The organism is Candidatus Eremiobacteraceae bacterium, from assembly GCA_036511855.1.
Classification (GTDB): domain Bacteria; phylum Vulcanimicrobiota; class Vulcanimicrobiia; order Eremiobacterales; family Eremiobacteraceae; genus JABCYQ01.
This window is the reverse complement of sequence record DATCBN010000010.1, coordinates 1-12,470: the sequence shown is the minus strand read 5'-3', so window position 1 is coordinate 12,470 and position 12,470 is coordinate 1. Positions and strand designations below refer to the sequence as shown.

Here is a 12,470-nt window from a genome sequence, read left to right as displayed (position 1 = left end):
CGGGCTGGCAGCGGGGTCGGCGAAGACAGACGCAAAACCGGCGGCCAGCATGGCCGCAAGCGCTACGATATACATTAGTGCATTCCTTAGTCAGAACTGATGGAAGAATCTGACGAAAGATTTAGCTAGTCGAAGCCCGGTTACTGCTTCCTTCCGGGACCTCGCTTTCGGAGGATTCGGAACGGCCTTCCGCACACGTACGGGCCATGGAACAGCTCGCCATTTCTGACGGCACGATCATGAGCGCCTACGTTTCGCCTCCGCGGGGAAAGCCGAACGGCGCGGGTATGCTGGTATTTCAAGAAGCGTTCGGGGTGAACGCCTATATCCGCGACATCGCGGATCGCTTCGCCGCCCTCGGCTTTACGGCACTGGCTCCGGAGTTATTTCACCGGACTGGGCCGGGCTTCGAAGGCTCATATGACGATTTTGAAGCGGTCCGGCCACACGTTTCTGCCCTGAAAACTCCCGACCTAGAGGCCGATGTGCGCGCCGCATTCGACCGTCTCTCATCGATCGACGGCGTCGATCCGGATCGCGTGGCTGCGATCGGATTCTGCATGGGCGGCCGCGTCTCGTACATCGCCAATGCGACCGTGCGGCTGCGGGCGGCGGTCTCATACTACGGAAGCGTTCCGCCTGACTTGCTGGACCTCGCACAGCGGCAGCACGGCCCGCTCCTCATGTATTGGGGCGGCAAAGACAAGCACATTACGCCGGACCATTATCGGGCTGTGGCCGACGCGCTGTCACAGCACGGAAAGCTCCACGAACAGGTCGTGTTCTCACAAGCCGATCATGGTTTTTTCTGCGATCGCCGTTCAAGCTACGAGCCGGGCGCGGCAGTGCAATCGTGGGCACTCACGCAAGAGTTCTTGCGGGTATTCGGCGTTTACGCCTAGACCCGCACGGATCTCACGGCGTGGTCGTCGCTTGCGCCGACAGTGCCTCACCCGCGATCGACTCCAGCGCTTCGAGATGCGCGACCGTCATCTCGTCCAATCCGCCCCTGCCTGCCGCGACTCTCGCATCGTGCTGCAGCATCACGAGCTTCGAATGCGCCAGCGATCTCGCATCGTCCGGCGTGCCGGCCCTAGGCTTCACCCAGAGCGTCGCAAGCCGCCGCGCATAGCGCGACTGCAGGTTCCGAAGCACCACGCCGTCGGAAGCGGAACGTCCCCGGCTTATATCGCCGAAGACCGACGCTTGCGCCCAGTCGAAGAGATCGGCGAGGTTCATGGTCCGGCCCTGTCCGTATTTGACCGACAGGTCGTCGATGCGCTGCAGTGTGAGCGGCGCGAACATCTCGTTGAACGCGGTGTCCTGCGCCAAGCCGGCGAACTCCACGATCGCCACATCGTGGCGGTCGGACGGGTTGTAGGCCCAAGCACCTCCCGAACTCAGAACGCTCTGTTCGCTGTACGTGAGGTGGGTCAATACCGACGGATTGAACTGCCAGGCTGAATCCGAGAAGAGATAGTGGTCCATCTGCTGCCATGCGCGCACCTCTTGCGATCGCGGCACGAAGGCGAGCGGCGCGGCGCCTCCGGGATCGCCGGCCCGGCTGCGCGATAGGTATTCGCCGCCGATATATCTGGAAGGCATGCTCGCACAGCGGCCGTATTGCCGCAGCGGCACGCCAAACGCCTCGCGCGCATCGTCGTTTGGCCGCTCTAAAGCCGGGAATCGTTGGTTCACGGAGTTCATGAGCGCGTGCTCGCCGGTCATCTCCACCTGGCACCAGTGCAGCGGATCGTTCGAGAGGTCGAACTGCTGATTGCGAGGGTCGATCGCGTGGCCGTTGCCGAAGCTCACGTCTTCGTCGGAGGCGAAGCGGAATCTCGGGTCGTTCCAAGCCGACGCGATGCGACGGAGGGTTGGAAGTTCGTCGCGTGGGGTGCGCGCATTCGGGATATATCCATATCCGTACTGGATCGTGTGATAGTCGTACGGTCCGAGCACGACCTGGGCGTAGTCGCCTTGGGGCGTTCCTTTGGGCCACAGATTTAACGGCGCGTATTCCATGACCGACGTCGCGATGCCGTTCGCGTCGGTGAAGGCTTTGCTCTGCAGCTGCGAATCGGTGTAGGCAAGCGACCCCAAGAAGTTGTGCTGAAATCCCATATCGTGGCCGGACTCGTGCAGCACGGTCGCGACCATGTTTTGTCTCACGAATTCGCGGCGTGCGGCCGGGTCGTCGGGCAATCCGCGCATCGGTGCGACGAAATAGGTGTATGCCGAATTGTCGCCCGTGCCTTCGACCGCGTCGACATTGATGCCGACATTGATCTCTTCACCCGTGCGCGGATCGTTGACGATGAGCGCCTCCGCGCCATATTGCGGCGAGGACGTATCGATCCAACGAACCATGTTGTGCTGCATGTCTTCGGGATCCCAAGACGGATCGTCGGGCTGGTCCTGCACGCTGACGGCATTGAGGATTCCCACGCGTTTGAATGCGGCGTTCCACATCAAAAGCGAGTCCTTGACCGTTTGCCGGTATTCAACCGGAACATCCTTGCTTATGGTGAACATGAGCGGATGCGTGGCCGCCGAGGGGCGGCCCGGCGTCGCGGGCGCGAAGTTCCATCTCGAGATATAATAAGTCTGGCGCGCGTACGTCTGGTCCGATCCAAAATCCAAATACGGCACTTCGAAATAGCCGACGCGGTCGTCGGCGATGCGCGGCATGTAGCTGTCGCTCGGCGGTTGGATGAGGTTGTATTCCATCCGCACGGAGATGCTGCGCGCATCCGGCACGTTATCGATGGTGTCCGGGTCCTCGGTCGCCCACGTCTGGTTGACTTCCAGCAAATCGTTCCCCGGGAACGCGACGGCTTTCGTGAAAAACGAACGGGAGGGGTCCAGCCGGTAGCCGTGCCCCGGATTCTCGATCACCTGTTTGAAACTGGCATCGAGGTCGGCTACGTCGCCGAGAAACGCGCCGGCAGAGATCACGACGCCGCCCGAGGGATCCGAGGCCACGATCGGCTCGGTAGCGATGACGGAACTAGGAAAGGATGCGGCGATAGAGTCCGCTTGCGGCGAACCCGCGGGCGCCAAAAAATTGGTGTTCGGCCAGAACATGACGATCTTGCCGCTGATCTTTGAAAATTCGATCATCCGCGCGGGTGCGACGTACGGCTCGCCCGGCGCAGGGCCGAAACCGCCGAGTCCCGTCGACGGAACGGAGGTCTCGATGAATTGATGGTCGAGTTGATTTGCGCCGATCGCGATATAGATCTTGTCCGACTTCGTGATGATCGGAAACAGGCCGCTTTGCACCTGCGCATCCTTGACGAATTGATCGTACGTCTGCGGTCCACTGCTGTTTGCAGCAGCGGACGCCGACGCATCCGGGGCCGGCGGAGCAGCTGCGAGCGCGCGTCCTGCACCGGTCGTCGTCAGCATAGCGAGTGCGAGCACGGAAATACGTGCGGCATGAAGAAACATCGCGGCCTCCTGCGATTCGAGCAACGTCAACTAGTTAATGGTCACGCGCTTTCTGCACGAGTCCCCGCTGCCCTTTTTGGGCGGGCACGCTCGAATATGTCCGATCGTGACGCTTTCAGATGCGGTGCTAGCCGGGCGGAGGCTGCGAAGGCGATGACCGCTTGCGCGCGGTTGCCGGCCGGCGCGATTGTTGGCCGCGCGCGCGCCGTCGGGAAAGTCCCTGAAAGATCGGGCCCGTGAAGTTGCCCAACGCTGCGAGAATTCCGACGGCGATGCTCCAATTCTTGCCCTTGCCGTTCATGACGGTTTGCAGCAGATTTGCTGCGACCAACCGGTCGCCGGCGGCCGTTGGCTGAAGCTGCCACTTCCAAACGGCGGGGATGTTCGGATTAAGCGAAACCGGCTGAGCGCTATCATGGTCGAACCCAAGCGCATGGAGCTGGACCACCGGTTCGCCGACACAAGCAGCGCCGTGCATCGTTGTTATCGTGATCTTGAGAACCGCTTCCGCCACCCGGCTGATGCTGATGTCCGCTGGTTTGACCGAGAAGTCAAACGTGGCGGCCGGCCACGCCATCGGTTGTGGGCACGCTGAAATGCAGATAAAATGCGAAGGCGAAACAGAAAAGGGAGATGATCACCAAACCGAATTGGATCGTGCGGAACGGCCGGTTCGAACATCCGGCACCCTCCGCATCAAAGAGATTGTGCGCCGGCGGCGTCAAATATTCCGGCCTGCCGTTTGAATAAGGGGAGATTGCTATGTTCACGGATGTCGAAATCAGCCAGCGCGTACAGGCGGATCAGATGATCGCGCCGTTTATGGTGCAAGGATTGCAGCACTGCCGTTACAATCTTAGAGCCGCCCGCGTATTTTCGCCCGAGACCGGCAACGAGCAGGTGATCGGCGACCGGCTTCCCGACGGATCGACGCGACGCATATGGTCTATCAGTCCGACGGAGACCGTCATCATCATGACGCGCGAACGAGTGCGGATTCCAGCGACTATCGTGGGTCAATATGGGCAGCTCTTCCGGCTCGCACAAAAAGGCTTGTTGCTGCTCAACACGAGCATCGTCGAACCAGGCTACGATGGACCGCTCAGCTGTGTGGTCGTCAACCTGTCAAAAAAGGATATCACCATCGAACCCGACTCCGAGATCGCAAAGCTTACTTTTCACGAACTCTCAGGAGCTCCGGGAACGATGCATCCCTTAGTGCTCGACGATGACCGTTACGTTTCGGAACTCGCTTCGGCGGCGGCCATGCTTCCGAAGTCGTTCATGGGCATCGAACAAGTGAGCCAAGAGGTCTCCGACAAAGTGAACGCCGACGTGAAGAAGAGCATAACATTCGGCGGCGTCGTGCTCGTGTTCTTGCTCGTGCTCTCCACTCTCCAACCGTGGATCAGCAGCATGATCTTCAATCGGTACCCGATCAGCACCAGCGAAGTCGCGGAGCTCAAGTCGGAAATGGATGACGTGACCACCCGATTGAACGCGGCCGATGTGACGTTGAAAAGCGGAAGCGACGTGGCGGACGTCAAGCGGCAGATCGCGCATCTGGCGCAAGAAATAAGCCAGCTGAAGGCGAACGGCCGGAAGTGATGAGACGGGCGGCGGTTGTAGCGCGCGATCCGGTCGCCGCTCGGGTGATGAGCGCGGCCGAAGGGTATGACTTGGCGGCGTCGTCGTACGACGAGTGGCCGTGGAGCCGTTTTTGGGATCGCGTCGAGACGCCGCTTGTAAGAGAGTGGCTCGTCGCGCAGCCGCGCGGCGAGGTCGTGGATCTGGGGTGTGGATCCGGGCGATACCGCCGGCTGATTCAAGATCTGGGAAATTCGTATACCGGCGTCGACATCTCCAAAAAAATGCTTGCGGAGAATCGGGCCAAGCACCGCGATGTGATCGCCACGCGGACGGCCGTTCTCGTCGCCGCGGACGTCCGGCATACCACGCTCGCCAGCGGCGCCGCCCACTCGATCGTCTGCACACGCGTGCTCTCGCATATAGCGGAGCCACGCGACCTTTTTGCCGAAATCTGCCGCCTCCTAATACCGGGCGGCGAGTGCTTTCTGAGCGACATCGATCCGTCGCACGCATATGAGTACACGCACATGCCCACGCCGCATGGCGACATCGCGATCGAAACCTATAAGCATAGCTGGCCTGCGTTGGCCAAGGCGATTTCGGACACGTCACGCCTCACCGTGCTGCGGCGTGAAGTCCACACGCCGCAAAGCTTGCATCCGGGCGCCACGCCGTTGAAGCTGCCGAACGGTCGTGCAGCGGCGCGCAGACCGTTGCTCGATGTGTGCGTCTTGAAATGCGTGTAGCAGCGGGTCATCTGGACGAGGCGGGTTGCCTGATATAGGTGCCGTCGAAGACCACCGCCCATTTCTTGCCGCCGTCCGCGGTGAAATCCCAAAGTTGGCGCACGCGGTTTTCGTCGATCTTCGTCCACGTTATCCGGTCTTCGACCATCCTGCCCTTCTTCGTACGGCGCGTGCCGGTCAACACCATCACCCCCGGACTCGGCGATCCCCCGTCGAGCAGAAGCAAAGTTCCGGAATTGTCCACCCACGTCTGATGCCACTTGCCGGTAGGGCTGTTGAAGATGTTAAAACTCGAACCTTGGTCGCCGTCCACGCCTTTCCAATGCTCCTGCAGTGCGCAGCCGCCGTACACGGCGGTGACAAGATTTGTCCCTGCACGCTTGCCCTGAGGATCGACGACCCGCCAGTCGCCGAGCCAAAAATCGAATTGCCGGTTCTGCGACGCCGTGCACGGCTGCGCGGATGCCTGCGGCGCAGGCGTGGCGAACGCCACGGTGATGATGCCTACGATTGTCAAAACGGGAAGTAGCATGAATGCCTCCACGAGCGCGGCACAAAAGGACCCCGCTAGCTCTTAGTCCGCGCGCGCCTGGGCTCCCGTCGTTGGACTGCCACCGGTGTGACGCGGCACTGCCGTCCAGGACCCCGTGAATGCTAGATCATCGCGCTATTTCGCGTCAGCCGTCGCGCCGTATGCGAGAATCGCGTCCATCGCGCGGGATTCAGGCTGGCGGGCGCGGCCAAAGCGCTCACGGCGCAAACCCAAGCCAGAGCAACGCAGAACGCGAGCGAACGCAAAACGAACTTGAACGACATAGCCAGAACTCCCCTATCGCTACGACGGTAACATTGGTTATCGCCGGAGGAGCGTTTAAGTTTCACGATAAACGGCGGATCGGATAGGAGGAAATATTGACGTTCACGTTAACTTCCTAGTATGGCTATCGCAAATCCAAGGCTTTTCACGGTCGCTGACGCCGCCCGGCAAGCCGGCGTCACCGGGCGCACGCTGCGTTACTACGAAGAGCTTGGGCTATTGCAATCTGCGAGATCCCCTGGCGGGCATCGGCTGTACGAGCCAAGTGCGATCGGCGTGCTCGCGCGCATCAAGAACATGCAATCGCTGGGCTTCTCTCTTGAGACCATCGCCAAAGTCCTGCGCTACCGCACGTATGTCGATGACCGCGGCGAGCGCCACCTCAAGCTTGCCGATCTACGCAATCTCGCGCGCGAGGCCCGCGACGACCTCGAGAGCGTACACAAGCGCATCAAGATGATCGCGCGCGAGCTCGCCGACGCCAGGCGGAGCGCGGCGCAGTTGGAGCGAGACTGTCGCTTCATCGAAGGACGCCTGCGAGAGCGCGAGGCCGATGGCAAAACCTAATCCTTGGCTCCTTCTCGGCGTCGTGATGGTGGGCAACTTCCTCGGCCCTCTCAATTCGAGCATAGCAACGGTCGCGCTGCCGAATCTCATGTCGTCGTTCGGCGCGGACTTGGGGACCATCAGTTGGGTGATCACGGGTTATATGCTGGGCTACGCGGTCTCGATGCCCACTGCCGGCTGGTTAGCGGATACGTTTGGCCGCAAACGCATGTACATGACTGGGCTCGTGATCTTCACAGTTGCGTCGATCCTCGCTTCGCTTGCGTGGAATCCCATCTCGCTGATCGGCTTTCGGATTCTCCAGGCCGTCGGCGGCGGCTTTCTCTCCGCGACCTCCATGGCAGTCATCGTGCAATTCTTTCCCGTCAACCAGCTCGGGCGCGCGCTGGGTGTGTGGGGCCTGGGGATGGTGCTTGCGCCGGCTCTCGGGCCATATGTCGGCGGCTATCTCATCGATCTCGTCGACTGGCGGTTTATCTTCTTGATCGGCATGCCGTTCGGCATCGCCGGACTGATCTTGAGCTATTTCTTGCTGCCCGACGACACGGAGCGCATCCATCGCCGATTCGACGTTGTTGGGTTCGTCAGTCTCACTGCTTCACTCTTGATGTTCTTGTACGCGTTGAGCCAGGGCAACACCGAGGGTTGGGACTCGCCGGTCATCGTCGGCTGCTTTTTCGGCGCCGCGCTGTTCTTCGCGATCTTCATCCCGTGGGAGATGCACACCGCCGATCCGTTGATGGAGCTGCACCTCTTCGAGACGTGGAATTTCTCGATCGCGGTCGCGTTGCGCGCCCTGCTGGGCGCCGGCTACTACATGGGGATCGTGCTCATCCCGGTTTTCGTTCAGGATCAGCTCGGTTACACGCCGCTTCAATCGGGCGCCGTGCTGGTGCCGGCCGGCCTTGCGATGGCCCTTGCCATGCCCATAGCGGGAACGCTTTCGGATCGGCTGGGCGCGCGTTCGTTCGTCGTCGTCGGCCTTGTCATCGCGACCATCGCCTCGTTCGCTTTCCGCGATCTCAGCACCGATTGGAGCTTCTCGCTTCTGGCGACCGTGATGCTCTGGCGCTCTCTCGGGCTTGGCCTGCTCTTCACTCCGCTTACGAGCGCAGCGTTGTGGAACGTCCCTCGCAACCTCGGAGGGCGTGCCTCGGGTATCATCAACACCGTGTGGCAAGTGGGTGGGAGCATCGGCATCGCTGCGTCGACGGCATATACCACAATCCGCCTCAAAGAACGATTCACCGATCTCTCATCACATGTCACAGCGTTCCAGCCCGCCGTGCAGCAGTATCTTGCGCAGACGTCGCGCTGGGCGGCCATGCACGGTCTCGCGCCGAACGCCGCAATGGCGATGCTGCAGGCCCGGCTCACGGCGGCGGCCACCGTTCTCTCGTACCAAGACGCGTTCGTCATCAGCGCGATCATGCTCGCGTGCGCGATCCCGCTCGCGTTCGCTCTGCGGCAAAGGCCATCCGGCGTCATCGTCCTCGACGTTTCATCCCATTCGTCTGCGCCGGTCGAGGTGGTCCGCGAGGAATCCGAAGCCGTGTGACCGAGGCCCCGATTCAGACGACGCCGAAAAATCGTGATCGATTGACAGCGCCATCGGGAGGCGACCAATGACGGCTCAGATCTATCACGAAGGCAGTCGGGCTTTTCAGGACCGGTTCGACACGCGGCGGCTAGCAGATCGCATCGAATCGCGATTGGTCGCCGATCGAATCGATGAAGAAGACCGGGAGTTCATCGAGAGCCGCGACATGTTCTTTCTCTCGACCGTGGATCATAGGGGCTATCCGACGTGTTCGTACAAAGGCGGCGATCCCGGATTCGTCCGCATCCTCGACGATCGTACGATCGCATTCCCGAATTACGACGGCAATGGCATGTACCTTTCCATCGGCAACGCCGCCGCGCAGCATAAAGTCGGCATGCTGTTCATCGATTTTGAAAACCCGAAACGGTTGCGCATTCACGGGGATGCGTCGATAGATTTCGAAGATCGTCTAATCGCCGGCTATCCCGAAGCGCAGTTCGTCGTTCGGGTTCACGTGCGTGAAGTGTTTCCGAATTGCCCGCGCTACATCCATCGCTACGCCCTCGTCGAACGCTCGCGATTCGTGCCGAAATCCGGCCTTGCGACACCCGTTCCTGAATGGAAGAAAAGCGAGTGGGCAGCCGACGTCTTGCCGAAACTGTAGGAGGGCAACTGTACTAGGGCAAGCATCGCTTGCCCAAAAATTGGGTGAGCGTTGCTCACCCTAGTACGATGTCACGTCGACAGATTGTGCATCAATCCATACGGATCTTTGACGTAGCACCTTGGAAACTCGGGCTCATCTTTGATGATCGTTTCGCTACGGCGCGCGCCGGCTTCGCGCCGACGGCACAAGACCTAAGATATAGTTGACGACGAACAATATCGCCAGGAAAACCGCCACGCGGATGTCACCGGATGTGGGGTGGACGAGATCCGCCACCTTCATGAGCAGCACGGTGATGACCAGAGCGATGATGTAAATCAAAAGCGCCATTTGCAAATCATCCTTTCGCGAACGTTATTCTCGAGGTTCCACGTCGGTTTCGCGAATTCATCCGCGCCGCAGGAACTCTTGACACGCCTGCGTTGGAGACGTAGGATTGTGGCCTGACGTCAACTCTGTCGTAAAAATGAGGAACCGGCCATGAATGAATCGCGGGTAGTCCTAGCGGGCAGCACAAAAGAAGCCGCCTCGAATGCCACGCTGGTCGGAAAGACCGATCCGTCCACCAACATCGACGTCACGGTGATTCTAAAGCCGAAAAGCGCTATCGACGGGCCGGCGCTAAGCGACCACGTAGCCACGCCGGTGGAAAACCGGATCATGCCGGACCGCGCGGCATTCGTCCAGCAATATGGCGCCGACGACGCGGCCATCAACGCGGTCAAGGACTATGCCGCGGCGTGCGGCCTTTCCGTGAAAAACGTCGACGCAGGGCGTCGAGTCGTCGAGCTCAGCGGCTCGGTCGCAAACGCTGAACGAGCGTTTGGCACCGAATTGCAAGACTTCACGCGCGGCTCGCTCACCTTCCGTGGGAGACAAGGTCCGGTCACGCTGCCCGCCGGAATCGCACCCCTCGTCGAAGCAGTGCTCGGTCTGGACAATCGCCCTGCCGCCTCGCCGCGCGTCATTCATCCGCGGGTAGCGCAGAAATCATACTATCCGAGGGAGATCGCAAGCCTGTATCAATTTCCGACTGGGGATGGAGCGGGCGAGGCCGTTGCCATCATCGAGCTTGGCGGCGCGTACGATGCCACCGACCTGAAAACCTATTTCGCCGCTGCCCTTGCGCCGGGCACTCCCGCGCCGAAAGTGTCCACGGTCAGCGTCTCGCCGGGCTTACCGGTCGCGTACGGCTCAGCCGACGACGACGAAGTCATGCTGGACATCGAGATGATCGGCGGCATCGCACCCGGCGCGAACATCGTCGTCTACTTCGCCGAAAACACCGATCAGGGTTTCTATCAGGCGGTCTCGCAGGCCGTCCACGATCCGAACACATCGGCAGTGTCGATAAGCTGGGGATCCAAGGAAAGCGATTGGACCGCTCAAACGATGACCGCCTGGGAAACGCTTGCCCAAAGCGCCGCCTTGCTGAGCGTGAGCGTCTTCGCTGCGGCAGGAGACCACGGCAGTTCAGATCAGCAAACATCGGACAGCGATTTCGACGGTCAGCGGCACGCGGATTTTCCGGGAACTGCGCCTCACATCACGTCGTGCGGTGGTACGAACCTTCAGGGCAGTTCGGGGACCATCACGGGCGAGACCGTCTGGAACAATCAAGACGGTTGGGCCACTGGAGGCGGCGTCAGCGTTCAATTCCCCGTACCCACTTGGCAAGCCGGATTGATCGCTGAATCCAAAACGGCGCTCACGATGCGCGGCGTTCCGGATATCGCGGGCGATGCGGATCCAAACTCCGGCATCGCCGTTCGCGTTCACGGCCAGGACCTCGTGAGCGGCGGGACCAGCGCCGTGGCGCCGCTTTGGGCAGCGCTGACCGCACTGCTCAACCAGCGGCTCAAAAGCAAAGTTGGATTTTTCACGCCGATGCTGTATGCCACGACAGCCTGCAACGACATCACGGTCGGCGACAACGGCGCGAACAGCGTCGCTGGTTTTAGCGCCAAGGCGGGTTGGGATGCGTGCACCGGCCTCGGCTCACCCAACGGTGCAAAAATACAAGCGTCGCTGACGGCGGTGACGAGCGCGGGATCAAAGGTTCAGCAGCCCGTTTGAGTAGCGCGGTCGACATCGCGCCGGGCAGCATCGCTCTGTTCTTTCGGCCGCACGGCACCGCATGGCTTATCTCGCTGTTCACCAAATCGCCGTTCTATCACGTCGCGATCACATTGAACGAGAATGAGCTGATAGAGGCGCTTCCAAGCGGCGTCGTCCGAACGGCGCTCGCCCAAAAGCGCCGGGAACATTTCTATTTGATTCCGCCGCCTTCGAAGGAGGCTGCACAGACCGCAATAAGGTGGGCAGAGTCAAAGATAGGCGACGGCTATGACCCGGCAGACTTGATCGCGATCGCATGCGACCGCATCTTCGCACATCTGAACATCTATCTCGCGCACAAGGACCGGTTCACGTGCGGCGAGTTCGTCGCAACGGCCTACGAAAAAGCGGGCCGCGAACTCGTGCCAAATGCAGAGCCTGAAGTCGTGGTTCCGGCCGATTTCGGCCCTCTGCTTCCGCAAGGTGCGAGCCCGTATCAGTGAAAACGGACCCCGGCAAAAATGCCGGAGTCCGCACGTTGACGTTCTTCGAGATCCTAAGCGATCAGAGTTTGATCTTCAAGCCTAAGAACGCGTTGAACGGTTGGATCGTCGGGTTCTCCTGGTACGGGTACGCGAGCATCGGCTGGAAGGTCGCACCCGGATTGAAGAAGCCACCCGCCGTGTTTGGTCCGACGCTGCCGTAGTTGAGCGGCGCGGCGTAACCGGGCAACGTGTAGCCGCAGACCTTGTTGTTCGCGTAGCGTGTCCATGGCATTGACGTTCCGCCGGAGCACGCGTTGACGAGGTTCGCCAAGTTGAGCGTGAGCGCAACCCGCGGACTGACGTCGTACGAGATCTGCATGTGCATCAGCAGTTGGTTCGGCGCTCTGAAGGCGCCGAGGTTGTCGAAGTTTCCGGTGTAGGGGTCGGGAACGGGGATCCGGCTCGGATTTGTAGAGGTGACGTTCGCACTGCCGCATGTGAGCGCGTCGTACGGAGTTCCCGTGCCTCCGAACTTGTAGCGCGG

The 12,470-nt window shown here is 60.7% G+C and carries 14 protein-coding genes; 8 read left to right on the top strand and 6 right to left on the bottom strand.

The features are described from left to right. The first annotated feature begins 206 nt into the window (after positions 1-206). Entirely contained in the window at positions 207-902 is a 696-nt protein-coding gene (locus VII69_01685; GenBank protein ID HEY5093807.1) for a dienelactone hydrolase family protein, read from the top strand. A 13-nt stretch (positions 903-915) separates the two neighbouring features. Here the strand turns inward: VII69_01685 and VII69_01680 are convergent, their stop codons facing one another. From VII69_01680 to VII69_01670, 3 genes are all read right to left on the bottom strand, one after another. Further along, positions 916-3,453, bottom strand: coding sequence for a zinc-dependent metalloprotease (locus VII69_01680; protein ID HEY5093806.1), 2,538 nt, complete (start codon positions 3,451-3,453; stop codon positions 916-918). A gap of 127 nt (positions 3,454-3,580) precedes the next feature. After that, entirely contained in the window at positions 3,581-4,030 is a 450-nt protein-coding gene (locus tag VII69_01675) for a hypothetical protein (GenBank protein ID HEY5093805.1), read from the bottom strand. After that, positions 4,005-4,223, bottom strand: coding sequence for a hypothetical protein (locus VII69_01670; protein ID HEY5093804.1), 219 nt, complete (start codon positions 4,221-4,223; stop codon positions 4,005-4,007). Before VII69_01670 ends, VII69_01675 begins: the two co-directional genes overlap by 26 nt. Here VII69_01670 and VII69_01665 point away from each other — a divergent pair. Together VII69_01665 and VII69_01660 are read left to right on the top strand one after the other, a co-directional pair. After that, entirely contained in the window at positions 4,216-5,061 is an 846-nt protein-coding gene (locus tag VII69_01665; GenBank protein HEY5093803.1) for a hypothetical protein, read from the top strand. The genes VII69_01670 and VII69_01665 overlap by 8 nt on opposite strands. After that, positions 5,061-5,789 carry a class I SAM-dependent methyltransferase gene (locus tag VII69_01660; protein ID HEY5093802.1) on the top strand — a complete coding sequence of 243 codons (729 nt, stop codon included), beginning with the start codon at positions 5,061-5,063 and terminating at the stop codon, positions 5,787-5,789. The genes VII69_01665 and VII69_01660 overlap by 1 nt, the downstream gene beginning before the upstream one ends. 7 nt (positions 5,790-5,796) lie before the next feature. Here VII69_01660 and VII69_01655 read toward each other — a convergent pair whose 3' ends face one another. Continuing rightward, on the bottom strand, positions 5,797-6,321 hold the full coding sequence (locus VII69_01655; GenBank protein HEY5093801.1) for a hypothetical protein: 525 nt from the start codon (positions 6,319-6,321) through the stop codon (positions 5,797-5,799). A 405-nt stretch (positions 6,322-6,726) separates the two neighbouring features. Between VII69_01655 and VII69_01650 the strand changes: the two genes are divergently transcribed. The 3 genes from VII69_01650 (at position 6,727) to VII69_01640 (ending at position 9,380) form a co-directional block, all read left to right on the top strand. Continuing rightward, the gene (locus VII69_01650; GenBank protein HEY5093800.1) at positions 6,727-7,173 is read left to right on the top strand and encodes a MerR family transcriptional regulator; all 447 of its coding nucleotides are present in this window, start codon (positions 6,727-6,729) and stop codon (positions 7,171-7,173) included. Then, positions 7,160-8,731 (top strand): DHA2 family efflux MFS transporter permease subunit, encoded by a 1,572-nt coding sequence (locus VII69_01645; protein HEY5093799.1) that lies wholly within the window; start codon positions 7,160-7,162, stop codon positions 8,729-8,731. The genes VII69_01650 and VII69_01645 overlap by 14 nt, the downstream gene beginning before the upstream one ends. A 67-nt stretch (positions 8,732-8,798) precedes the next feature. Then, positions 8,799-9,380: a pyridoxamine 5'-phosphate oxidase family protein gene (locus VII69_01640; protein HEY5093798.1), complete on the top strand. Its 582-nt coding sequence runs from the start codon at positions 8,799-8,801 to the stop codon at positions 9,378-9,380. A 156-nt stretch (positions 9,381-9,536) separates the two neighbouring features. Here VII69_01640 and VII69_01635 read toward each other — a convergent pair whose 3' ends face one another. Further along, the gene (locus VII69_01635; protein ID HEY5093797.1) at positions 9,537-9,713 is read right to left on the bottom strand and encodes a hypothetical protein; all 177 of its coding nucleotides are present in this window, start codon (positions 9,711-9,713) and stop codon (positions 9,537-9,539) included. 150 nt (positions 9,714-9,863) lie between these two features. Here VII69_01635 and VII69_01630 point away from each other — a divergent pair, with 150 nt between their 5' ends. Both VII69_01630 and VII69_01625 read left to right on the top strand, forming a co-directional pair. Continuing rightward, a complete protein-coding gene (locus tag VII69_01630; protein HEY5093796.1) occupies positions 9,864-11,459 on the top strand; it encodes a S53 family peptidase in 1,596 nt (531 codons plus the stop codon). Then, complete coding sequence (locus VII69_01625; protein HEY5093795.1) at positions 11,456-11,944, top strand: hypothetical protein; 489 nt, start codon at positions 11,456-11,458, stop codon at positions 11,942-11,944. Before VII69_01630 ends, VII69_01625 begins: the two co-directional genes overlap by 4 nt. A 61-nt stretch (positions 11,945-12,005) precedes the next feature. On the opposite strand, the gene VII69_01620 is transcribed toward VII69_01625, so the two are convergent. Next, the coding region (locus VII69_01620; GenBank protein HEY5093794.1) for a hypothetical protein at positions 12,006-12,470 on the bottom strand (465 nt) is incomplete at its 5' end.

Coding starts and splice junctions, on each gene's coding strand:
- VII69_01680 (HEY5093806.1), bottom strand. CDS start 3,453: ATGTTTCTTCATGCCGCACGTATTTCCGTGCTCGCACTCGCTATGCTG.
- VII69_01645 (HEY5093799.1), top strand. CDS start 7,160: ATGGCAAAACCTAATCCTTGGCTCCTTCTCGGCGTCGTGATGGTGGGC.
- VII69_01630 (HEY5093796.1), top strand. CDS start 9,864: ATGAATGAATCGCGGGTAGTCCTAGCGGGCAGCACAAAAGAAGCCGCC.
- VII69_01640 (HEY5093798.1), top strand. CDS start 8,799: ATGACGGCTCAGATCTATCACGAAGGCAGTCGGGCTTTTCAGGACCGG.
- VII69_01650 (HEY5093800.1), top strand. CDS start 6,727: ATGGCTATCGCAAATCCAAGGCTTTTCACGGTCGCTGACGCCGCCCGG.
- VII69_01635 (HEY5093797.1), bottom strand. CDS start 9,713: ATGGCGCTTTTGATTTACATCATCGCTCTGGTCATCACCGTGCTGCTC.
- VII69_01685 (HEY5093807.1), top strand. CDS start 207: ATGGAACAGCTCGCCATTTCTGACGGCACGATCATGAGCGCCTACGTT.
- VII69_01655 (HEY5093801.1), bottom strand. CDS start 6,321: ATGCTACTTCCCGTTTTGACAATCGTAGGCATCATCACCGTGGCGTTC.
- VII69_01665 (HEY5093803.1), top strand. CDS start 4,216: ATGTTCACGGATGTCGAAATCAGCCAGCGCGTACAGGCGGATCAGATG.
- VII69_01660 (HEY5093802.1), top strand. CDS start 5,061: ATGAGACGGGCGGCGGTTGTAGCGCGCGATCCGGTCGCCGCTCGGGTG.
- VII69_01675 (HEY5093805.1), bottom strand. CDS start 4,030: ATGGCGTGGCCGGCCGCCACGTTTGACTTCTCGGTCAAACCAGCGGAC.